Annotated in this window: 18 protein-coding genes and 1 pseudogene; 15 read left to right on the top strand and 4 right to left on the bottom strand. The window is 39.7% G+C overall.

Annotated elements, in window-relative coordinates:
* The first annotated feature begins 358 nt into the window (after nt 1-358).
* The 7 genes and pseudogenes from LFYK43_RS10235 to LFYK43_RS10205 all read left to right on the top strand — a co-directional run bounded on the left by LFYK43_RS10235 (nt 359) and on the right by LFYK43_RS10205 (nt 7,735).
* Nucleotides 359-820 carry an NUDIX hydrolase gene (locus LFYK43_RS10235; RefSeq protein ID WP_124977976.1) on the top strand — a complete coding sequence of 154 codons (462 nt, stop codon included), beginning with the start codon at nt 359-361 and terminating at the stop codon, nt 818-820.
* A gap of 49 nt (nt 821-869) precedes the next feature.
* Entirely contained in the window at nt 870-2,072 is a 1,203-nt protein-coding gene (locus LFYK43_RS10230; RefSeq protein WP_124977974.1) for an MFS transporter, read from the top strand.
* A gap of 21 nt (nt 2,073-2,093) precedes the next feature.
* Nucleotides 2,094-2,723: pseudogene (locus LFYK43_RS10225) on the top strand (HAD family hydrolase).
* A 141-nt stretch (nt 2,724-2,864) separates the two neighbouring features.
* Nucleotides 2,865-4,211 (top strand): NADP-specific glutamate dehydrogenase, encoded by a 1,347-nt coding sequence (gene gdhA / locus LFYK43_RS10220; protein ID WP_124977972.1) that lies wholly within the window; start codon nt 2,865-2,867, stop codon nt 4,209-4,211.
* A 215-nt stretch (nt 4,212-4,426) separates the two neighbouring features.
* Entirely contained in the window at nt 4,427-6,526 is a 2,100-nt protein-coding gene (locus LFYK43_RS10215) for a DUF1430 domain-containing protein (protein WP_158609236.1), read from the top strand.
* Nucleotides 6,516-7,160, top strand: a complete 645-nt coding sequence (locus tag LFYK43_RS10210; protein WP_124977969.1) for a putative bacteriocin export ABC transporter — start codon at nt 6,516-6,518, stop codon at nt 7,158-7,160. Before LFYK43_RS10215 ends, LFYK43_RS10210 begins: the two co-directional genes overlap by 11 nt.
* A gap of 104 nt (nt 7,161-7,264) precedes the next feature.
* On the top strand, nt 7,265-7,735 hold the full coding sequence (locus tag LFYK43_RS10205; protein WP_124977967.1) for a hypothetical protein: 471 nt from the start codon (nt 7,265-7,267) through the stop codon (nt 7,733-7,735).
* 50 nt (nt 7,736-7,785) lie between these two features.
* On the opposite strand, the gene LFYK43_RS10200 is transcribed toward LFYK43_RS10205, so the two are convergent.
* The 3 genes from LFYK43_RS10200 to LFYK43_RS10190 form a co-directional block, all read right to left on the bottom strand.
* Nucleotides 7,786-9,078 (bottom strand): MFS transporter, encoded by a 1,293-nt coding sequence (locus tag LFYK43_RS10200; protein ID WP_124977965.1) that lies wholly within the window; start codon nt 9,076-9,078, stop codon nt 7,786-7,788.
* A 147-nt stretch (nt 9,079-9,225) separates the two neighbouring features.
* The gene (locus LFYK43_RS10195) at nt 9,226-9,909 is read right to left on the bottom strand and encodes an NADPH-dependent F420 reductase (protein ID WP_124977963.1); all 684 of its coding nucleotides are present in this window, start codon (nt 9,907-9,909) and stop codon (nt 9,226-9,228) included.
* Nucleotides 9,902-10,966, bottom strand: coding sequence for an LLM class flavin-dependent oxidoreductase (locus LFYK43_RS10190; protein ID WP_124977961.1), 1,065 nt, complete (start codon nt 10,964-10,966; stop codon nt 9,902-9,904). Before LFYK43_RS10190 ends, LFYK43_RS10195 begins: the two co-directional genes overlap by 8 nt.
* A 199-nt stretch (nt 10,967-11,165) precedes the next feature.
* Between LFYK43_RS10190 and LFYK43_RS10185 the strand changes: the two genes are divergently transcribed.
* The 8 genes from LFYK43_RS10185 (at nt 11,166) to LFYK43_RS10150 (ending at nt 20,336) form a co-directional block, all read left to right on the top strand.
* Entirely contained in the window at nt 11,166-12,131 is a 966-nt protein-coding gene (locus LFYK43_RS10185; protein WP_124977959.1) for a D-2-hydroxyacid dehydrogenase, read from the top strand.
* Nucleotides 12,132-12,303: 172 nt separating this feature from the next.
* Complete coding sequence (locus LFYK43_RS10180) at nt 12,304-12,729, top strand: Hsp20/alpha crystallin family protein (RefSeq protein ID WP_124977957.1); 426 nt, start codon at nt 12,304-12,306, stop codon at nt 12,727-12,729.
* 847 nt (nt 12,730-13,576) lie between these two features.
* Nucleotides 13,577-15,904 (top strand): ThiF family adenylyltransferase, encoded by a 2,328-nt coding sequence (locus LFYK43_RS10175; protein WP_158609235.1) that lies wholly within the window; start codon nt 13,577-13,579, stop codon nt 15,902-15,904.
* A gap of 56 nt (nt 15,905-15,960) precedes the next feature.
* On the top strand, nt 15,961-17,205 hold the full coding sequence (locus tag LFYK43_RS10170; protein WP_124977953.1) for an MFS transporter: 1,245 nt from the start codon (nt 15,961-15,963) through the stop codon (nt 17,203-17,205).
* Between the two features lie 251 nt (nt 17,206-17,456).
* Nucleotides 17,457-18,953: a ribosomal protection-like ABC-F family protein gene (gene abc-f / locus LFYK43_RS10165; protein ID WP_124977951.1), complete on the top strand. Its 1,497-nt coding sequence runs from the start codon at nt 17,457-17,459 to the stop codon at nt 18,951-18,953.
* A gap of 155 nt (nt 18,954-19,108) precedes the next feature.
* Nucleotides 19,109-19,654: a GNAT family N-acetyltransferase gene (locus LFYK43_RS10160; RefSeq protein WP_124977949.1), complete on the top strand. Its 546-nt coding sequence runs from the start codon at nt 19,109-19,111 to the stop codon at nt 19,652-19,654.
* A gap of 5 nt (nt 19,655-19,659) precedes the next feature.
* Complete coding sequence (locus LFYK43_RS10155) at nt 19,660-19,929, top strand: hypothetical protein (protein ID WP_124977978.1); 270 nt, start codon at nt 19,660-19,662, stop codon at nt 19,927-19,929.
* A 146-nt stretch (nt 19,930-20,075) separates the two neighbouring features.
* Complete coding sequence (locus tag LFYK43_RS10150; RefSeq protein WP_124977948.1) at nt 20,076-20,336, top strand: hypothetical protein; 261 nt, start codon at nt 20,076-20,078, stop codon at nt 20,334-20,336.
* Between the two features lie 103 nt (nt 20,337-20,439).
* Here LFYK43_RS10150 and LFYK43_RS10145 read toward each other — a convergent pair whose 3' ends face one another.
* Nucleotides 20,440-22,065 (bottom strand): peptide ABC transporter substrate-binding protein, encoded by a 1,626-nt coding sequence (locus LFYK43_RS10145; protein ID WP_124977946.1) that lies wholly within the window; start codon nt 22,063-22,065, stop codon nt 20,440-20,442.
* Nucleotides 22,066-22,398 lie beyond the last annotated feature (333 nt).

Below are 22,398 nucleotides of genomic sequence, written 5' to 3'. Positions count from 1 at the left end.
AAATTGATCCGAGCATAAAAAATCAAAAAAATAACTCTTTGTCAGGAAAGGCTTGCCTCCCTCGGCACAGCCTTTCCTAACAAAGAGGAAAAGAAAGACACTGACTTAACAATTGAGAAAAAAAGAAACCCTATCTAAAAGATAGAGTTTCAGAGACCATCAACACTATTTGACGTAGTCCCAAAAGAAGTTAAAGCACAATCAACGAAATGAATTGCCCCTTGGCTGAGTGAATTTTACTCGAGCTGAGGGGCATTTTAGACGAAAAATTCACAGCAGTTGCTGAGCTGATAGCGCTGAAAATTCGTGTTATTATGAAGTGAGTGATTGTTATCAAATGAAAGGGTAGGTGATCATCGTGAGTAACTATATTGAAGATATCCGCAGTAAAGTTGGCAATATGCCGATTATTTTGAACGCTGTTGCTGGAGTTGTTATGAATTCCAACCAGCAGATTTTGCTGCAGGAACGCGCGGACACGCATAATTGGGGGTTGCCAGGCGGTTACATGGAATATGGAGAAACATTTCTGGAAACCTTGCACCGTGAAATGTTGGAAGATTCGGGCTTGAAAGTGGAAGTCGTAGATATGCTGGGGACCTTTGAACAGGGTTTCGTGACTTACCCGAACGGCGACCAGGCTCAGGTTATTACCCGTCTGTACCTGGTTGAGCCAGCCGGCGGCGAGTTGCTTAGGGAACAGACTGATGAAACGCTAAGCCTCCGGTATTTTTCCTTTGATGAATTGCCGCCGCTCTTTAACCAGCAGAATATGGATATGATCAAGGTGACAGCTAAATACTTTCATGAAGAATTTTGAAGGTTCATAGAGTAAAAGTTAGTTTAGAAAGTCAGGTATTTAAAAGAAAATGGTACATACAAAACAGTTAGCTCAGTGGCAAAAAAATATGTATGCTCTCTGGCTAGGAAATTTTGCGACTGGGGCTGGTGCTAGTATGAGTCTCCCCTTTCTCCCTTTATTTGTTGCGACCCTAGGTCATTTCCCCAAATGGGAGCTGACCTTGTATGCGGGATTGGCTTTTTCAAGCACTTTTTTAAGCCAGGCCATTGTTTCGCCGCTCTGGGGGAAGCTCGCGGATAGGACCGGACGCAAGCCAATGTTATTGCGGGCTTCGATCGGGATGACGATCACCGCAACGTTGACGGGATTTTCGACCAATGTCTGGATGCTGATCGGATTGCGCTTGATCCAAGGGGCTTTTTCCGGCTACATCAACAATGCTAACGCTCTGATCGCTAGTGAGGTTCCGCGCCAGCATAGCGGTAAGGCGATGGGGACCTTAACGACCGGGGCTGTCGGAGGACAGTTGATCGGTCCAATTTTTGGCGGCGCGATCGCTGGTGCTTTTGGTTACCGGATCCCGTTCTTTATTTTCGGGGGACTGATGGTCGTTGCCAGCCTAGTTACCTTTTTTGGGGTCAAGGAAAACTTCAAACCCGTTAAGGCTGCAGGCGGTCAGGGAATGCGGGCGGCTTTTGTCGGCATTAAAAAGGTGCACATTGTCTGGGCGATGTTTATTTCCTCGATGCTGATCCAAGCAGCTACGAATTCGATCAACCCGATCATCAGTCTTTTCGTCCGGCAGTTGATGCATGGTCGGGGCAATGTTGCCTTTGTCAGTGGGGTCGTTGCCGCCCTGCCTGGGATCGCGACTCTACTGGCGGCGTCTCGTTTAGGACAATTGAGTGACCATATTGGTGCTCAAAAGGTACTGCTTTCCGGCTTAGCGCTCTCTGGGTTACTATTTTTCCCAATGTATTTCGTCCAAACGGTCGTCGTTTTAGGCGTGCTCCGCTTTTTTGTCGGGATCGCCGATGCTGCTTTGATGCCGGTCACACAAACGGTGATGTCATTAAACACGCCGCCGCAGGCAGTCAGCCGGATCTTTAGTTATAACCAGTCTTTTCAAGCCATTGGCTCAGTCATTGGACCATTGCTGGCTTCAGGAGTGGCGGGTATCTTGGATTATCGTTATGTCTTTTTGATGACGACGCTGCTAGTCTTGATCAACCTGGGCGTAGTTATTTGGGCTTACCATCAAGATCGTTAAGAGCAAAGCGAGGTGTCGAGGATGAAGAAAAAACTGCTATTATTTGATGTTGATGGAACTTTGGTCGACAGTTATCCAAATTATGCTGGGCTGATGCGAGAAATATTGCCGCAGTTTGGGATCGAGCCTGCTCCAGCTCGGCTCAAACGTGCCTTCACCATGACTGTTGAGCAGGAAATCGAATATTTGCAACTGCCGCCAGCACGCCTGCGTGAATGGTTTGCCGCCTATGACCAGGCCGCTGCTCGCCGTAAAAATGAGCCAGAGGCTTATCCGCAGATCGACAGTATGTTTGAAGAACTAATCACGCTGCCCAACCTTAAACTTGGAATCGTGACATCGCGTAATCGGGAGGATGTCGCCCGCAAGTTAGCTTCTTTTTGGTAGTATAGTCACATGACCGTGGTAGTAACCTCCGATGATACTGAATTTCCTAAACCAGCCGGCCAACCGCTGGAATATGCGCTGGCAAAGTGCGACTGCCAACCAGAAGAGACGCTCTATATCGGTGATGCTGACACCGATGAGACGGCTGCGTTTAATGCTGGCGTCGAATTTGCCGGTGCACTTTGGGGCAGTGGGGAAACGAAAAATTTTAAGCAGCCGTCACTGTTGTTGGCGAGCCCATTGGACGTCAAAAGACTCGTTTGAAAAGGGTTAAGCATAATTTGGTAGAATATATTGGTTAAAATCTAAAAAAACCTATTGACATCACCATGTTATATATTAGAAAATGGTTGTATTAAAGTTAAAGAAGAATTAAAACTGCTGGCAATAAGGGAGATCATGCTAATGACAAAAGCAAAAGAGTACATAACAACGATCAAGGAAGATATTAAACACCGTGATCCGGATCAAAGCGAGTTCCAAGAAGCAGCTTTTGCGGTCTTGGATTCATTGGAACCAGTTTTAGAGCAGCACCCAGAATATATCGCTGCTAACCTGCTGGCTAGGATCGTGGAACCGGAACGTGTGCTCCAATTTCGTGTCCCATGGCAGGATGATGCGGGTAACTACCAGGTTAATCGCGGTTTTCGCGTGCAATTTAACTCTGCCATTGGACCTTACAAGGGTGGTTTACGTTTCCACCCCAGTGTTAATTTGAGTACCGTCAAGTTTTTGGGCTTTGAACAAATCTTCAAAAATAGTCTGACTGGGTTGCCGATCGGCGGCGGTAAAGGCGGCAGCGACTTTGATCCCAAAGGTAAATCGGATAATGAAATCATGCGTTTTTGTCAGAGTTTCATGACTGAACTTGCGCGTCATATCGGGCCGGACTTGGATGTTCCTGCCGGCGATATTGGTGTTGGCGGACGTGAAGTTGGCTACCTGTTTGGCGCCTATAAGCGGTTGCGCGGTTTTCAAAATGGCGTCTTAACTGGTAAGGGCTTGACCTTTGGCGGCAGCGCAGCGCGGACAGAAGCAACGGGTTATGGTTTATTGTATTACACCCAAGCGATGCTGCACGCACACGAGGATAAGTTGCAGAGCAAGAAGATCAAGATCTCCGGCTCAGGTAACGTGGCAATTTATGCCTTACAAAAGGCAGCCGAACTGGGAGCTACAGTTCTAACAGTCTCTGATTCAAACGGGTATGTCTATGATCCAACGGGGATCGATACCGCTCAGGTCCAACAAATCAAGGAAATTGAACGCGGACGGATCGCAGACTATGCCCAGCGGGTAAAAACGGCTGAATACCACACGGGTTCTGTCTGGGATCTTGACATTGACTATGACATCGCATTACCATGCGCCACCCAAAACGAGATCAGTGAGGCCCAAGCTCAAGCAATGGTTGCCCAGCATGTTTCCTATGTTGCTGAAGGAGCTAATATGCCCAGCCAACCGGAGGCTGTGCAAGTTTACCACGAAAATGGTATTTTCTACGGACCGGCCAAGGCTGCCAATGCCGGCGGAGTCGCAGTTTCGGCGTTAGAAATGAGTCAGAATAGCGAACGGCTCTCCTGGGATTTCCGCCAGGTCAACGATGACTTGGAAAACATTATGCATGATATTTTTACTAAATCAGAAGAATCCGCTAAACGCTACGGCTTAGACCATGATTATCAGGCCGGGGCTAATATCGCAGGCTTTGAAAAAGTGGCTCAAGCCATGATGGCACAAGGATTAGTTTAGATTTGAAAGTCAGTGAATTATTTTTTTGAAATGCTCCCTCTCAAGGATACAAGCTATATGATAAAAGCTTGCCTACTTGAGAGGGAGTTTTCGTAGGGACGAAAATATCAGGTTATTGAAAGTAAGGACCCATTAAAAATAGTAAAAAAATAATTTTTGTGAGATAATAATAGTTACAGAATGCACAAACAAATATAGCGAAGTAGATGAATGTTATGAATAGTAAAATTTTATCTTTTTTAACTGGGTTACTAGCGATTTTTGCGGCTATTTTAATTCTCATGGTTGGGAACTACCAACAGAAAGTAAAGCAGGCAGAGAATGAATTCACATTAAGCAATGATTTTTATCCTATACAAATTCCTAAAATATATGGCAATGGCGGAGAATATAGAGAGCAAATAAAAGATTTAAATTGGGTAGCAAACAAAACAGGGATCAATTATTTAAAACGGCAGAGATTTATTGGCTGGAAGATGAAAAATAACAAAATTGATTATAATAAACCTGTACAAAGCATAGAGTTTCAAATGTATACAGTAAAGGCAACAAAAATAATGAAAAATTTTGGGGATAAACCCCAACTTATATCAAAAGAAACAAAGAATATTGGTACCCACTTACCAGGACACTCAGTTCGGTTAATCCCGATAAAAAATACTGTAGTGAATAGTCAGTCTAGAGAAGGAACTTTTTTTTTAGAAACTAAAGACAGACAAAAAATACAAAGGTTTATTGAGCTACTAGTACTTCGTTTAAATAAACGAAGTAACCAGAAGTTGCAAAAGTCAGATTTTAAATTAGTTGATCAGAATAACATTGAAAAGGTTAATTTCAATGGACCAGACCAATTAAGCTTATTAGCTAAGGTTATTCTCGCCTTTTTAGTTATTTTCTTGATTATGTACCAACTATCTAATTCAAAGAAACTAGCAATTTATAAGTTGAATGGATTCTCAATTTATAAATCCTTTATGCGGTCATCTGGGAAAATGTGGTTAGGTTCTATGTCAGCTATTTTTTTAATAGATTTGCTTTGTTGGAACTTCGGAAAATTGAGATGGGGGCTTGAAACTTTTCTCGGTCAGATCGGTACATTTATAGCTATTCCACTAATTAGTTTTACGTTAATTGAAATGTTGCAAGAAATGAGTTTTACAAATCAGATCAATAGCAAAGATTACAATCGCTTTAACTTTATTATTTTATATTGTATTAAAGGAGCGGCATTAGTTTTATGCTTCTTTTCGTTGGTCCCTTTGGCACAATTGTCAACGGGAGCTTACACAAATGCCATACAAGCAAATGGAAATTCGAAGCAAAATAAATATGGTGTTTTTTATCCGACGCAGATTGGAAATAATTTGGAACAGCACACTTTAGAAGATGGACAAAAACTGGATGATTTAATGTATCCGTCTTTAAATAAGAAAGGAGCAATAATAATTGACGACAGTGATATTCATCAAAAAATACCAGAAGCAATAAAGTTTGTTAAAGTAAATCCCAATTATTTAAAACTTTACCCTTTATATGACAATACCGGCAAGAAAATTTCTATATCCGAAAAAGATAATTCAATTGTTCTTTGTTTACCAGAATTTAGAAAGAAATACAAAAAGCAGTTAATTAAATATGTACGATATACTGCTAACGATGAGTTGGGATACATACCAAAGGTCAAAGTTTATTTTACCTTACCAGCTAAAAATAGGAACTTTAAAGATATTAATAATGGCTTAGGACTTGATAAAAAAACTCTGTTTATTACAACTAGCAAAAATTCTTCTTTTGTTGAAAGAAATATTATGAATGGGCAAGGTGAAGGCGATGGATTAAAAATACCAATAAAGTCCTCTGTTAATGAAGCGTATAAAATGGCTAAGCCATTACTGACAGAAAATAACTATATCGACAATTATCCGCAACTAGTTAAGTTAAGTGATATTTCAAAGGAACAATTGAAGTTAGATATTGGAAACGTTGTAGCTCAAATTACAGTGATATTAACGGGCTTGGTTATTACGTTTATTCTTATTAGTTATGTAACTTTACTTTTCTTTAAAGTTTTCAAATACAGCATTGTCATAAAAAAAATTAATGGTTTCTCTAGACGTTTAGCATATAAAGAATTGTGGTTACTAACTTTATGCCAATATGTAATTATGCTACTCATAGCGGGTGCTCAAAAAAATATAAACCTAAATACCTTAATTTTGTTATCTTTGACTGTTGTAATAGAGCTTGTAATAAACTTAATTACAATAATAAATCTTGAGAAGAAAAATATAGGAGACGTTCTTAATGGAGAATAGAAAGTTGTTAGAGATTAATGGTTTATATAAGTCGTTTAAAGGAAAAAACGTATTCGATGATTTTTCGATGTCAATTGAGGAAGACTCCATCACTACAATTTTTGGACCTAGTGGAAGTGGCAAAACAACTATCCTTAATATAATTGGGCTATTAGAAACTTATGATTCGGGAAGCGTTAAATTATTTGGAGAAAAATCACCAAAGGTCAATAGCCGCGAAGCAATGCTCGTTAGAAGAAAAAAGATCGGATATTTATTTCAAAATTTTGGTTTGATAGAAAATAGCACTATCAAAGAAAATTTGGACATTGGGTTACAGTATCAGAAATTAAGTAAAAGAGCAAAAAAAGAAGAAATGATGTCTGCATTGCAGCAGGTGGGTTTGAATAAAGCATTGGATGATCGAGTATATAATCTTTCAGGTGGTGAGCAGCAAAGAGTAGCAATTGCACGTTTGTTAATTAAACCTGCCAAATTAATATTAGCTGATGAACCTACAGGTTCCTTAGATCATGAAAATAGGGATTATATAATGAAAAAGCTTGAGGAAATGAAAGAACAAGGCAAAACTATTTTGATAGTGTCCCATGATCCGGAATTTGAAAAGATAAGTGATTACATTATAACAATTTAAATAGTTGACAAATCCAAAGAAACGTATATTATTAATTTATAAATACAAAATGTTCACAATATCACATAATGTATTTGACTTTAATGATACAAGGGGGAACCTGTATGTCAGTTGTTGGGAAATTTGTTCCATTTATTTTGGGACTTGGTCTTATCGGAGGATTTAGCTCATATTCTGTCAATGCGACTAGCCTCACACTTAATGTTAGAACTCCAAGTAGCGGCAGTGTCACACTAGATAACAATGATAATGTTGTTTCCGCTTCGTCACCAGTGATTTATAATTTAGCTAAAAATGCTGAAGATAGTACTTCTAATTCTCCAGGCTTACAGAGTAGGACGGCTGTTAACATGGCAAATAGTCGCTGGGTTTATTACAGCGACCACCACAATTATATAAATGGTTATAAACAAGGTCATTCTAATTACCTGCATCACAAGCAAAGACATGGGTCATATGCAAAAGTTGGTGGGAGCGGTGACGGTTGGAGATATGCTAGTGCGCAGAAATGGAGCAATTCAAATGGCGCAGGCAAGGGAACATTTGTAGCTAAATATGATGCTCCCTACAATTAAAAATATTCATATTTAGCTTGGAACATTACGAGAATTAAGGAACACATCTTTTACTTTTCCAAGTGTGAATTTTTGGAGGTCTCCAGCATCCGAATATAGACGACGAGACTGACCAAAACAGCGAAAGAAACGTAATAGAAGAACCAGTTTTCGTGACCGATGCTCTTGGACCAGAGGGCGACGTATTCGACAGTCCCACCAAATATTGCCACGGTTAAACCATAAGGCAGGCCCACTCCGAGCGCCCTGATCTCGGTGGGAAACATCTCGGCTTTAACGATGGCATTAATCGAAGTGTAGCCGCTGACGATCAGCAAGCCCGCTAACATCAGCAAAAAAGAGCTGACCGGACTTGAAAAATATTGCAAGCCCAAGAAAATCGGGACGGTCAAAATTGTTCCCAAGATCCCGAACCAGTAGAGGAGAGCTTTACGCCCGATCCGGTCCGAAACGGCTCCGAAAAGCGGCTGAACCAGCATGAAGAGCAGCAAAGCTAAGAAGTTGATCGCAGTCACTGTCCTGCTGGGTAAGCCTAAAGTATTGATCATATATTTTTGCATATAGGTCGTATAAGTATAAAAAGCAATTGTCCCGCCAAAAGTCAGCCCGATCACAGTCATGACCTGAGTCGGGTATTTCATGAGGGCCTTGAGGGAGCCACGGGCATCATGCTCTTTTTTGGCCTGACCCTGAGAAGCTTTTTCAAATTGTTGGGTCTCATCCATGGATAAGCGCAGGTATAAGACCAGCAGCGCACCGAGTGCCCCGACGAAAAAGGGGATCCGCCAGCCCCAAGCCTGAAGCTGAGCCTCATCTAAGAAGAATTGCAGTACGGCTTGAATTGCTAGAGCTGATAACTGACCGCTGATCAGCGTAACGTACTGGAAGGATGCATAGTAACCGCGGCGGTTGGGTGAAGCCATTTCTGAAAGATAGGTGGCTGAGATCCCGTACTCACCGCCCAGAGAAAGACCCTGGACCATTCTGGTTAAAATTAGGATCGTTGGGGCAACAATACCGATCGTTGCATAATTGGGAACGAGGGCGATGATCAATGAACCAGCTGCCATGATCGAGACCGAGACAGTCAAGGCAGCCCTGCGTCCACGAATGTCAGCAAACTTTCCCATGATCAGACTGCCTAAGGGGCGCATCAGAAAGCCGACAGCAAAAACACCAGCTGCACTCAAAAGTTCCGCGGTTTGGTTAGCACTGGGAAAGAAGGATGGGGCAAAGTAGACTGTGAATGAAGCATAAATGTACCAATCGAACCATTCGATCATGTTGCCTAAGGAGCCTTTAACGATGTTGGCAGCAATTTGTTTTTGACTAAAATTTTGCATAACTGATCACCCTTTCTGTTTGAGACAAAGATATTGTTTTTAATTTTAGGCATTCTCAGGGGGATTGTCAATCACTTAAAAGATTTTAACGTTATATTTTCTGACATAAAAAACCGGACCCTGAAGAAGGATCCGGTTTTGTGCTTGTTAACTATCTTGATTACTGGTACTGATTTCTTTGCCAAGTTTGCTTTCTGGGAATGCGGCCAGCATTTCTTGCAACTGAGCTTTGGGTTGATCTGCGCCAAACAAAGGACTGCCTGGTTCTAACATGATCCCGTCAGCTAATGAAGGTAAAATGACTGGATCAAAGCCGAAGTCAGTGACAAGCTGGGCCGCTTGGCGGACGGTCGCGGCATCATCGCCTGCAATAGCGATCGCCTTGCGCTGCCCATCTTTGCCTTGGCCGACTTCGGCGTCTAAGTCATGGTAACCCATGTGGTTGAAGGCCTTGACGACAGTGCTTTCCCCTAAAAATTCTTGAATTAGTTCCGATGAACTGTGCGTGGGTGTCGAAAAGATGTTTTCCTTGCCATCGACCTCCCACCAGTAGTTCATGGCATCTAAGACTAATTTGCCGGCTAAACCTTGGCGTGAAATTGTCTGGTATTTGCCCAACGGCAGGGCTAAGATCACGATCTGAGCTTGACTGGTCAATTCGGCAGCCGTTACGGCCTGGGCACCTGGAGCCAGCACACTGACAGCCAATGCGATCTTGCTAGCGGGTTTAGAGCTGGCGATCAAAGTGGGGTAACCGGCTTGGGTACTCAAGCGTGCGAGCGTAGTCCCCAATTTGCCGGCACCTAGAATTCCAATTACTGGTTTATTCATAGTGGTACTCACCAGATTTCAGCAGCTCCTTGACGCGGGGGATGACTTGAGTGCCATAGAGTTGAATGGTTTTCTCGCGGACTGGGGCTGTTTGTCCCCCGGCACCGTAAATGAAGTCAAAGCGCTTAACACCGACCTTAGTCATTTTGTCGGCGATTTTACGGGCAACGTGCTCTGGTGTACCAACATAGTAAGAACCTTGTTTGACCTCGAAATCGAAGCGTTCCTTAGTCATTTTAGCCCAGCCGCGATCGGAACCGATCCGGTCCATCGAGCGGCGCAGATATTTCCACGCTATCTCATAGGCTTCTTCTGCGCTGTCGGCGATCACACCGTGTGAGTGCATTCCGAGCGGTTTAGCAGGGTGGTTGAACTGGGCGGAAGCCCGTTGATAGAGTTCAACGTAAGGCTTGAAGCGAGCCGGGTCGCCGCCGATAATTGCTAAAATCACCGGAAAGTCGTAGTAGGCAGCCCGGATAATGGAATCTGGGGTACCCCCGACGCCAATATAGGTTTCCAATTGGTGGTCTGCGAGCTTAGGGTAAACTTGGACATCTGTGAGTTTTTGCGTGAATTTTCCCTCCCAGTCGATGGTTCCGCCAGCTAGTAATTTGTTAAAGAGGGCTGTTTTTTCCTCAAATAATTCATCGTAGTTTTCCAGGTCATAACCAAATAAGGGAAATGACTCCGTGAAAGAACCGCGTCCCAGCATGATCTGAGCACGTCCGTTAGAAAGTGCATCGAGGGTCGCAAAACGTTCGTAGACACGGACCGGGTCATCGGAACTTAAAACGGTCACGCCGGAACTCAACTTGATCCGATCAGTCACGGCGGCGATGGCCGCTAGCACCGTCTCCGGACTGGAAATTGCGTATTCCGGCCGGTGGTGTTCTCCTAATGCCAAAACGTCGACTCCAACTTGGTCAGCGAGTTTCGCTTCGGTGACGATCTGTTGGAGTGCCTGCTCATATGAGACTGGTGCGTCAGTTGCCAGATCGTCTGGCACATCGCCAAATGAATCCAAGCCAAAGACTAATTGTTTGTCTGAGGTAGTCATAATTATCTTCCCTTTCCAAAAAGTGTATTTTTAGCATTGCTTACTTTTAGTTAGTGTTTATAAAACATACTCTACTCTGCCGTATCTTGGTCGTCAAGCTCAAATAATTGCAGAAAGTAGTTTTAAGCCAAATTTTGGTAGAATACAGCGGGATATAATATGATTAGTAGATGAAGAAAAATTTTGGGGGTTTGTCGGAATGAAAATTGTTGTTTTAGATGGTTATGCACTAAATCCGGGCGATTTAGATTGGGGAGAATTAGAAAAATTAGGGGAGTGCACGATTTATGACCGGACACCTTTTACTGACACGGCTGAAATCATCCGCAGGATCGGTGATGCGCAGGTCGTCTTAACTAATAAAACTCCGCTTGATGCACAGGTTTTTGCGGCTGTTCCAAATTTGCAATATGTCGGTGTCCTCGCAACCGGCTATAATGTGGTCGACCTGGCTGCGTCTAAAGAGGCTGGGGTCACGGTCACCAATATTCCGACTTACGGGACTGAAGCTGTTGCGCAGTTTACCTTTGCACTGTTATTAGAAATTACCAGTCATGTTGGCTTGCACGATCGTTTAGTGCATGAAGGACGATGGTCTGCCAACCCGGACTTCACTTTCTTTGCCAAACCACTGATGGAACTGCAAGGCAAGACTTTGGGCCTGGTTGGTTTTGGACGGATCGCACAAAAGGTAGCTGAGCTCGGTCATGCGTTTGGGATGAAAGTTATCTTTTATAATCACCGTCCAAAAGAATATTCTCAAGCCTGGCTCAAGCAAGTAGAGCTAGACGAGTTGTTAGCGCAGTCGGACGTGATCAGTCTCCATGTGCCGCAGACTCCTGAGACAACAGAAATGATCGATCACAAAACACTAGCCCAGATGAAAGATACTGCAATTTTGCTGAATACAGCTCGTGGCGGGTTGATTTCTGAGCGAGATGTTGCCGATGCTTTGAATAATGACAAATTAGCGGCAGTCGCCGTTGATGTGGCTGCCCAGGAACCGATCAATGCTGACAGCCCGCTATTGCAGGCAAAAAATTGTTACATCACCCCGCATATTGCGTGGGCTCCGCTAGAAACCAGGGAACGGCTGCTGCAAATCGCGGTCGCGAATTTGCAGGCTTTCTTCGACGGGGCGACAAAAAACGTAGTAACTGACTAAAAATAATTTGACTTTTTTTGACCAAATTAAAGACTTAAAACTCTATTTTCCGGCATAAACGCTGATAAAACAGTATTTATGCCTTTTTTATATATCGAGTTCTAAAGTTTGACCTTTACTGACCAACGGTGTACTATAAACAATGTAAGAAAGGAAAGGGGATCTAAAGATTATGAGTAACGAATTAGCAAACAGCTTGAATCAATTGATGAATTTTGGCGACGGCTTCTTTGAAGATTTTGGTGAACCATTCTTCAACTCGGATTCAAACAAACAGATGAGCAGTGATGTTGTGGAGACTAAGAACGGTTACCAAGTTACGGTGGACGTTCCTGGGGTCAATAAAGAAGACATCGATTTATCATATGATCAAGATGTTTTGAGTATTCAAGCTAAGAGAAACTCCAGCTTGGATCGCAAGGATGAAAAAGGCAATGTTTTAGCCAGTGAACGTTCATACGGCAAGTATGTCCGCAACTATCATTTACCTGATGTCAATGCAGACAAGATTTCAGCTAAAGTTGAAGCTGGTGTTTTGACCATCAACATGCCTAAGACCGAAATGAAGGAAACGGGTCATAAAATCAACATTGGTTAATGATCATTATTAGTGATCAGGAAGAAACAGATAAAAAGGTCGTTGAGACAAAATATTCCTAGACCTGATAAAACACTACCAAATTTTCTAGTTTTTGGAAATTTGGTGGTGTTTTTGTTAAGTCTTTAGAACTATTTTAGATAGTGTTGTCATGGTGTTTATAGATCAAGAAATAAAATGAAAAGTCAAGCAAATTTGACAAGTGCACATTCGAAAGTTCTTTACTTCGATTCGAAATTTGGAATGGCACAGCACTAAAAGTAGTTTTATAAAAGGGTGGGAGCAAGGTTTGCGGCCTGTTGAATTTAAATTATCTTGGACCTTTGCGCAAAGCCGGGGCTTATCGTTCTGCACGTAGTCCAAGTACGGCACCTATTTGAAATTAGGATAATTTTGCTCGGAAAGATGTTAAGTAGCATTGACATGGTTTAACTAAGTTATTTAATTTTAAAATTTCTGGTAATAAATTATGAAATAGATAAGAATTATATAATGAGTCTTTTGTCAGCTACAATTTTTTAAGAAAAATTGTAGCTGGTTTAGCTGTCCCTGATACTCACCATTTTGAATTGCTCAAGTAGTTTCTAGAAAAAACACAGGATGCTTATGCAAATGTATAACCAAATTTTATTTTAACGCTATTCTTTACATTTTATAATCTAAGTGTTATCATATTCTCATTCCATAGAAAGGAGTTGGTAATTATGAAATTAAGAAAGAAATTTAACTTCAACCAGAGACCAAATACATGTTATTGCTTCCAAAAGTGTTAATAACGAAAATTTGTGTTAACCTCTTCCTCATGTAAAATAAGGCAGGGGTTTTTATTAAATTAGGGGATGATTTTTTGTATCTAAAAAAGCATTTAACTTTCTTTGGATCTAACAAAAAAGATGTTATTTATGTTAGAAAACCGGGTATTACAGACGAAATATTGGAAATTGAACCAGAAAATTTTGAAACAATTTGGGAGTACTTATCTATTTTATCGGATAAAAAAAGTTCTAGTAAATCAATTGAAAAGTGGCGCGAGAAGTTCAATATCTCTAAAAAAAAGGAAGATGAATTTAACTCTTTTCTTAAAGAAAATGATCTTGTCTATACTTCGAGTCCCCAAAAGAATGAGAATGTTAGAGCCTTAAACTTTTTTAATAATTTAACTGGTGGGCTTGACAGATATAAAGTCGAAAAGAAAATTCAAGTCTCGTGCGCCGTTATTATAGGTGTTGGAACTATTGGCACTGCGCTTGTTCGTAATCTGCTGCAGTTTGATGTTAAAAGTTTCATCCTAATTGATAATGATATTGTTACTTCAAAAAATTTAAAGCACCAATCTTTTTTCATAGCTAGCGATGTGGGAAAACCAAAAGTTCAGGTTCTTAAGGATAGAATTTTAGAGATAGATCCAAGCGTTTCAGTTTTAGCTTTGCAATCATTCTTTACGAGTATTAATGAAATTACAAATAATGCTTTTATAAACTCAGCAAAATATATTGACATATTTTGTTGTTTCGACCATACGGCACCTAATTTGCTGACAGATTTAGTTATTCTTGGAAGAAAGGAAAAGTTTAATATTTACATAACCTCTTATAAGACAGGTTCTGTAGATGCATGTATTTTAAACGAAAACTACGTGAAAGCTCTTTCTAATGATATTAAAGAGTACCCTTATTCAATATCAGAAAATTCTGGTATAGGGTTGCTTGGCGAAGTTTCTTCGCACTTATTAATGCGGTTATGGCTTCAAAACTTCATTGAAACAACTGATTTTGGCTGGGACAGTCTTGGTTACGACTTTATTACCTTCAAGCCTGAAAGAATCCCAGCATATTTTAAAAAAAACACAAAATTTCCAAGCTCTGATGATGAGTTTGTAAATAAATTTTCAATTGAACCATATTTTTATGATAGAGCGTTTGATTATTATATAACAAATAATAGCAGCGTTTTATACGAACTCCAGGCCATAGCAGATAGATATCATATTCCAGTAGATCTGTCTGAGGAAGATGAAGAAACTGTTTATTTAGAAATGTTACAAGGATACAAATTTCATTTTAACGATTTTTCGGGTAATGTATTAAGCTTCGCCAATTTATTTAGAAACGGAACCGTTATCTCTGAACAAGCACAGGTTGCATTTTCGAATCAATTACGGTTATTAGAACCTTACGTGATCAAACTTTTAGAATCAAAAAAAAGAAAATATTACAAACGTTATTTATACCAATGGAGAAAAAACGAAAAGTACAGAAAAGGGCTTGTAGCTACTGATAAAGCATTTTTAGATATTCTTTTCAAGAAAACGATGGATTTTGCTAAATGGCAACCGGTTCTCTCTATCTTGCCGGAAATGACTTTGTCTGACCAAATCCAAAATATTTCGCTCATTGATGAAAAAATAAATTCTTTTGACGTCAGTCGTTATCTTGAATTTCTTTTTGAGCATAACCTAATTGAAATCTCAAAAAATAACAAACGTTCTATGTTTTATTACAACGGCCGGTATAAGTATCCAAGGTTATCCATACAATTTGATAGTACCATTGATGGGCAAATGGCCTTTGCGCATGAAGTCGGGCACGGTTATTTTATTTCATTAATCTCCTCGAGCAAGCTTATAGAAGGCCTTCCTGAGGAAATTTCTGAATTGTTTTCATCTATACTTGAATTTCTTGTTTTATTTAATCTCAATGATAAAAATAGTGTCGACTTAAATCAAACAATTGCTCATTACTTATATAGATCGATTGATATTCCTTTCACAATTGATGAATACGAAAAAGAAATATTACAAATTCCATTCGGAAAAATTAATTGGAATACAATAAAAAATGCTAGAAGAAAAGCTTTACAAGAAAATGATGCGGACGCAAAATTTTCTAATGAAAAGCTCAGCGACTATAATATTGCACTAAACACAGAGCTGTTGATTCAAGAAAGGTCTGTATATCTTTATAGTAAATCACACATTTTGGGCTTTGAGGCCGCTTATTTACTGACTAAAAATAATGAACTTTTCAAAAAAATGGTAGTATATCTTGCTAACAAAAGAGAGAAATTTAGCTTGGAGCAAATTTATGAAGAAGTTTTTAACATACAAATTAATGAGAGTTCGTTTTTTAAAATAACTAACCACTTCAAAGAATATCTTCAATTTTTACTGAAATAAAAATAACAGCTAAAGATAAGCTTCATAAGCCGATTTAGGGAAGTGAGAATAAATATATGAAAAAGTGGTTAATTAGCTCAATCTTGTTTGCAGAATTAGGGAGTAGTATTTTCTCGTTTATATTATCGCTCACCATACTAGATAAAACCAACAGTGCCTTATCATATAGTACTATTCTCATAATTGACTCGGTAACTTCTGTCATTGTGACACCATTTGTTGGCAGCATGGTGGATCGTTATTCCAAGAGAAAGCTTCTGGCAGTATCTCAATGCGTGAGTATTATTACACTAATAGTCTTTTTTGCTTTCTTTGAGTGGCATAACAAAATAGATATTATTTCTACTGCTATCTTAACAGCATTTTTAAGCATCAGCGATATTATCTATGGAACAACGTTAATGTCTTCGGCCGTTTACATCGTAGATAATGAAGAATCACTTGTCACTTTTAATAGTATTCAAGAGTCGCTTAGTTCCTTTTGCTCTTTAACAGGTCCGTTGATTGCGGGGGCTCTTTATCCATTTTTGGATTTGCAAGCATTTCTGTTTTTTGAAATTCTTTGTGAAGGAATAGCGATATTTCTATTCTTACGACTGCCCTATCACGAAAGGCCCTTGGGTTCCGAAGATAACTCCCAAAGAATTTTAGAAAATAGCAAGAGTAGTGGAACCTATAACTCTTTTTTTGCAGCAATTAAATATATCTTTACAAAAAAAGTTGTTTTATGGTTGATCCTTGGGATGTTTTTTATTAATTTTTTCCTGGCTAGTTTGTCAGTGGGTTTGCCTTTTGTAATATTTACTAAGCTATCTGGAAACAGCTTGTCGATTGGCGCAATTGAGATCGCAATGCCTATTGGAATGATTATTGCGTCTATTTTGCTTCCATATTTGAAATTTATGGCAAAGGAACTGCCCACCATTATGACTAGTTGGGGCATTTGTGGGTTATTGATTGTCCTAATGGCTCTAACTTTGAAATTTTTTTCTACTCCATTAATGATTTTTGTAATGATAATTTTGGTTATCAACTTTGGTATTGGAATCGTACTAACTTCAGGAAAAATTCCTCTTGTTACTTATATGCAAAGAATTGTTTCTGCCCAGAAGCAAGGGAGGATATTCGCAATTTTTGATTCTTTAGTGCAGATTGCAATCCCCCTTGGAACAGCATTCTATGGGTATTTATTTGATTCTACTTCTTCAGTTGCCATATTTGGAGTCTCTGGAACTATTATTGTTATTTTTGTTTTATTAATTTCCCGCAAGGTTCTGGCAGAGTTTAAGCTTAATTCTTAACTTTCCTAATCATAGGCTGGTAACTAAAGCAAAAATGTGATAAAACAAACAAAAATTAAGGATAGAAGCTTTACTTAGTATCCTGTCAAAGGCTACTACAAATGACATTATACTAAGTAAAAGGTGTATGCGAATCAAGCAGACATTATTTTTTTCTGACACATATTTTTTTTAGTTTTGGGTTATAGCATAAATTTTTCTTTGTAGATTACTTCTACCCACTACTTTCTTACGATTAGGAGGTGTCTTTTGTGAGTCAAATTGAAATTAATAATATGTCCTTTAAATATGATGGGCAAATTAAACAACTTTTTAACCATGTAAATTTGGATTTAGATTCCAACTGGAGATTAGGCTTAGTTGGTAGAAACGGTCGGGGGAAAACAACTTTATTAAAATTGTTGCAAAACAAACTAGAATATCAAGGTACGATCACTCACTCAGTACGTTTCACCTATTTTCCCTTGAACGTGCTGGACTATGATGAACTAGCCTTCCATTCTTTAAATATTAATGATGCGGACGAATGGAAATTAGAACGAGAATTGAATCTATTGCACACAGATCCAGAGATTTTATGGAGACCCTTTAAAAGTCTCTCGGGCGGAGAACAAACAAAGTTATTGCTTGCCATTTTATTTATTGATAAAAATAATTTTCCTTTACTAGATGAGCCCACTAATCATCTAGATAACAGGAGTCGTAAACAAATTGCCAATTATTTAAAATCTAAAAAACAAGGATTTATTTTGGTTAGCCATGATCGCCATCTTATTAATCAATGCTGTAACCACATTTTGGCAATCGAAAAAGCAAATTTAAAATTATATCAAGGAAATTTTTCAACATATCAACATGAAAAGGACCTCCGAGACAACTTAGAAACTGGGCAAAACAAAAAATTACAAAACAGCATAAAACACCTAAAAAAAACTGTTAATGAAAAGAAAAAGTGGGCAGACAAAGTTGAAAAAAAAGCCGCCAAAGATTCACTTGTTAAAACTAGCAGCATTAGTAGTTCAGACGCATTAAAAAAACGTTCTTCAAAAATTATGAAACGTGCTAAAACTATGGATACTCGAATGAAAAAAGACATTGTTGACAAGGAGAAACTTTTAAAAAATATTGAACATATTGATCCTTTATCTCTGCGTTTTTCCAGCGATTATCACAAAGCTTTAATTCGTGTTGAAAATATGCAACTGAGTTATAACAAGCAAAAATTGTTTGAAACTATAGACTTTACCCTTGAGAGGGGACAATGTATTGTTATATCAGGAAATAACGGCAGTGGGAAAACCAGCATTCTAAAGGCATTAACTAATAACTTTGATGGGCATGTAACAGGCAAAATCGATATTCCCAGTGCGATACAAATCAGCTATATTCAACAAGCTTTTCAAAAAAATCATGGAACTTTGAAGAATTTTGCGGAACAATATTGTTTGAATTATGAACTTTTTTTAAATAATTTACACAAACTAGGAGTTGAAAGATCTTTTTTCAACCAAAAAATTGAAACAATGAGTATGGGTCAGCAGAAAAGGGTGGAAGTTGCTAAATCACTTTCTCAGCCTGCTCAATTGTATATATGGGATGAACCTTTAAATTACTTAGACACATACAACCAAGAACAGCTGCTAAACTTGATAACTACAATTAAACCGACCTTACTATTAATTGAACATGATCAAGATTTCATAGAAAAAGCTGCTGATAAAATAATTAAGCTCCAACCTAGTCAGTGATCAATAAAATAAACATAGCTGCGCACAGCAGTTCTTTGGAGGATTTATCCTAAACCTACATTTTTTCGGAAATTTCAAGAAGTCCATAAATCAGCTCCTTTTCTTGGTGGTTCTGACTGCCTTTTGTTAGAATAAAGCAGAAGGGGTTGAAGTATGTGCTGATCAGACCATTAGAAAGAAAAGACTTGAAAAAGATCCATCATATCAATAACCAGCGGGATACCATGGCTTACTGGTTCGAAGAAGCTTATGAATCATTTGATGAACTAGAAGAACTCTACGCTAAACATATCCATGATACCCATGAGCGCCGGTTCGTGATCCAGGAAAACGGAGAGTTTGCCGGGGTCGTCGAATTAGTCGATATCGACTATATCCCACGAACCTGTGAGATCCAGGTGATCGTACTTAGTAAATTTCGCGGGCGCAAATTAGCCCAACAGGCGATGGATAAGGCATTAGAACACGCATTTTTTATCCTGAATATGCATAAGGTCTATCTGTATGTTGATACCGAGAATAAACCAGCGATCCATATCTATCAAAAACTAGGTTTTCAGCTGGAAGGGACAATGAAGGAACAGTTTTATGCGCGCGGAAATTACCGGGATAGCCACTTCATGGGGATCATGAAGCGAGATTTTGTCAAACAGAAAAATAGAGAAATGAAGGATGAAAGCAGCAAGCTGCAAGGGAGTTGAGCATGATGACCCATGATCTGGACAGTGATATTAGCGGGTACAAATTGTTAGTCGATTTTCCTGATTTTGCGCTTTATGCTGATGAACACGACAATGTAGTGCAGCGTTTCAGCATGGACATGGTCGCTAAGTATGATCTGCCGGATAAAAAATTCCAATTTTCGCCAGAAACGATGGCATATCTCAAAAACTATATTGCCCAGTACAAGAATTCTGGAGAAGAGAAAGGGTTGGTCCTGAAACGCTTTATCGAAACGCAATTTCTCAAAGACTAGGCCTGTCCCGAAATATGGAAAATTAATTAAACAGCCGTAACCTGTGCAAGTTTTGCGTCCGGGTCGCGGCTGTCTTTTTTTCGCAAGCCTGTTTTTTGAAAAAACAATGAGAAAAGGACTATACTGAGCCTAAGGAGGTAGTGATTTTGACCAAAAATGATTTGATTGCGCAGTTTCAAGATTATGATTTATACGTGGGACCGAAACGTAGAATTTTAAAAAAATATCACGCAGATCAGAAATTAACTGATCGGACATATGAGTTATCCTTACTAGATTTCAGCAACCTTATGGGACAGATCAGACGCTATAACGCAGACCAAGAAGCCAGTGAAACTCCAACGGAACTAACCAAGCTGCAGCAGAAGATCGAGAGTCGTTTTTTGCAAGAAACCAACCAAGCATGAGGTGATACTTAGTTATTTATTTTCAAAAGATAAATTTTTCTCCGCACAGACCAAAAAACAGCTGACAGACTGAACCCCAGTCTGTTAGCTGTTTGCTTTTTGGTTATTCTTTAATATAAGTGTCTTTCCAATTATAGACGATCCCAGCTGCATTCACGATCAAACCTTTGACTTTTGGATTGACCATATTAGGTGAATTCTGCTGGTAAAGTGGGGAAACACCCATGTCTTTGCTTAAGATCTTGGAAGCGTCGACCATGTTGTCCCACCGTTTGTCTTCGTTAGCAGCATTAGTGGTTTTAGCTGCTTTGATCAGCTGATCATATTGAGAGTTGCTCCATGAACCATCGTTGTATTCGTTACCGGTCGTGAAGAGCTCCAGGAATGAGATCGGATCAGAGTAATCTGCGACCCAGTTGGCAACAACGACGTCAAAGTTGCCTTCACGTGAACGAGACAGACGAGTTTTCAACGGCACATTGGAAACATCGACGTGGATCTTAGAACCTAAGTGCTGTTCTAATTGACTTTGGATAAAGGCGGTCACGTCTTTACTTTGGTCGGTATCTGCACCAAGCAAGGTGAAGCGCAGATTGCTTTGTCCTGTTTCAGCCAGTCCTTGTTCAAAAAGCTGCTTAGCTTCTGATTCGTTATAACGCAAGTCGTTAGTCTTAGCTTCTTCTGAGAAGTCTTTGCCATTATTCTTGGCTAAGCCGTGGGAAACGACTCCGTTAGGAATTTCGGTTCCTTCACCCATGATCTTGCTTGCTAACTGCTTGCGGTTGATCGCTAAGGAGATCGCCTTACGGATCTTAGCGTTTTTAAAGGCGGCCTGCTTTTGGTTGAACTCCAAGTATGTCATCTGACCACTCTTGTCTACCCTGAAGCCTTTCTTGTTGCTTAGTTGCCGCGCTTGTTCCGTGCTTAAAGGAGACATGTCGCTCTTGCCTGATTGATAAAGGTTATAGGCAGTCGAAGGGCTCTTATTGACCTTGAAGTTGATCCCGGATAATTTGACGTTCTTTTTATCCCAGTAGGTGTTATTCTTTTTAAACTTCCAGCTCAAGTTCGAACCAGTCCAGCCTGTCATCGTGAACGGACCGTTGTAGACCATGTATTTAGAAGCAGTCCCGTACTTAGAACCGTATTTTTCGACGGTCTTTTGATTTTGCGGGAAGAAAACAGGGAAGCCCATCAGCAACTTGAAGTAAGGGACATTTTTATCTAGGGTGACAGTTAGTTTATATTTGCCATCAGCTTTGATCCCCAAAGTTGAAGGAGCCTTTTTGCCATCGATGATCTCGTTGACGTTCTTGATCCCGTCAAATAAGTATGAGTAGGCTGAACCAGTCTTAGGATCGACTGTTCTGCGCCAGGAATAAACGAAGTCTTTGGCGGTAACTTCATCACCGTTGCTCCATTTGGCACCCTTACGCAAGGTGAATGTGTATTTTAAGTTGTCTTTGCTGACTTTGGTCGACTTGGCAATTCCGGGTTCGATCTTGGAGTCTTTACCTAAACGATAAAGTCCTTCCATTGAGTTTCCCAGCATGTCAAAGCTTTGTGAATCGGTTGTTTTCGAAGGATCTAGGGACGAGAGCTCTGTATCTTCGCTCCAGCGAAGGACTTGCTTACTTGAGTCACTGCTTGATTTGCTGCCGCAAGCGGTTAAAGTTAAGCCCAGGGCAAATGTCGTAGCGACCACAGATACTATTTTGGTAGCTTTCATAGCCATCTTCCTTTACTTTAAATTAAAAACCTTATTTAAATTATATTCTATGTTAGGAAAAATGACAAAGTTAAAGGTTAACAAAAACCAGATTAATAAATTTTAATCTATGCAGCTTGTGCGCTCAGAGTTGAACTGACGGCTAAGTGTAAAGTTTTGGTTGGTTTTAAAAAATTAGGGCTTTTTCTTCTAGTTTGAATGTTCACAAAGTTGTGCAACCTAAAAATAGTGCTTGCTAAACATCAAAAAGGACTATTATCCTTATACATGTAATCATCACAAAACATGAAAAGAGGATAATAGCCCCATGGATAATATTGTAGCTGAATTAGT

The organism is Ligilactobacillus salitolerans (assembly GCF_003864415.1).
In the GTDB taxonomy this organism is placed as follows: domain Bacteria; phylum Bacillota; class Bacilli; order Lactobacillales; family Lactobacillaceae; genus Ligilactobacillus; species Ligilactobacillus salitolerans.
The sequence above is the reverse complement of the archived record's forward strand: the minus strand, read 5'-3'. Positions and strand labels throughout refer to the sequence as shown.

What these genes read in the sequence shown, in the direction of transcription:
- LFYK43_RS10195 (WP_124977963.1), bottom strand. Translation starts at nt 9,909, where the DNA reads ATGAATAAACCAGTAATTGGAATTCTAGGTGCCGGCAAATTGGGGACT.
- LFYK43_RS10190 (WP_124977961.1), bottom strand. Translation starts at nt 10,966, where the DNA reads ATGACTACCTCAGACAAACAATTAGTCTTTGGCTTGGATTCATTTGGC.
- gdhA (WP_124977972.1), top strand. Translation starts at nt 2,865, where the DNA reads ATGACAAAAGCAAAAGAGTACATAACAACGATCAAGGAAGATATTAAA.
- LFYK43_RS10230 (WP_124977974.1), top strand. Translation starts at nt 870, where the DNA reads ATGGTACATACAAAACAGTTAGCTCAGTGGCAAAAAAATATGTATGCT.
- LFYK43_RS10155 (WP_124977978.1), top strand. Translation starts at nt 19,660, where the DNA reads ATGACCCATGATCTGGACAGTGATATTAGCGGGTACAAATTGTTAGTC.
- LFYK43_RS10215 (WP_158609236.1), top strand. Translation starts at nt 4,427, where the DNA reads ATGAATAGTAAAATTTTATCTTTTTTAACTGGGTTACTAGCGATTTTT.
- LFYK43_RS10210 (WP_124977969.1), top strand. Translation starts at nt 6,516, where the DNA reads ATGGAGAATAGAAAGTTGTTAGAGATTAATGGTTTATATAAGTCGTTT.
- LFYK43_RS10170 (WP_124977953.1), top strand. Translation starts at nt 15,961, where the DNA reads ATGAAAAAGTGGTTAATTAGCTCAATCTTGTTTGCAGAATTAGGGAGT.
- LFYK43_RS10185 (WP_124977959.1), top strand. Translation starts at nt 11,166, where the DNA reads ATGAAAATTGTTGTTTTAGATGGTTATGCACTAAATCCGGGCGATTTA.
- LFYK43_RS10205 (WP_124977967.1), top strand. Translation starts at nt 7,265, where the DNA reads ATGTCAGTTGTTGGGAAATTTGTTCCATTTATTTTGGGACTTGGTCTT.
- LFYK43_RS10180 (WP_124977957.1), top strand. Translation starts at nt 12,304, where the DNA reads ATGAGTAACGAATTAGCAAACAGCTTGAATCAATTGATGAATTTTGGC.
- LFYK43_RS10145 (WP_124977946.1), bottom strand. Translation starts at nt 22,065, where the DNA reads ATGAAAGCTACCAAAATAGTATCTGTGGTCGCTACGACATTTGCCCTG.
- LFYK43_RS10200 (WP_124977965.1), bottom strand. Translation starts at nt 9,078, where the DNA reads ATGCAAAATTTTAGTCAAAAACAAATTGCTGCCAACATCGTTAAAGGC.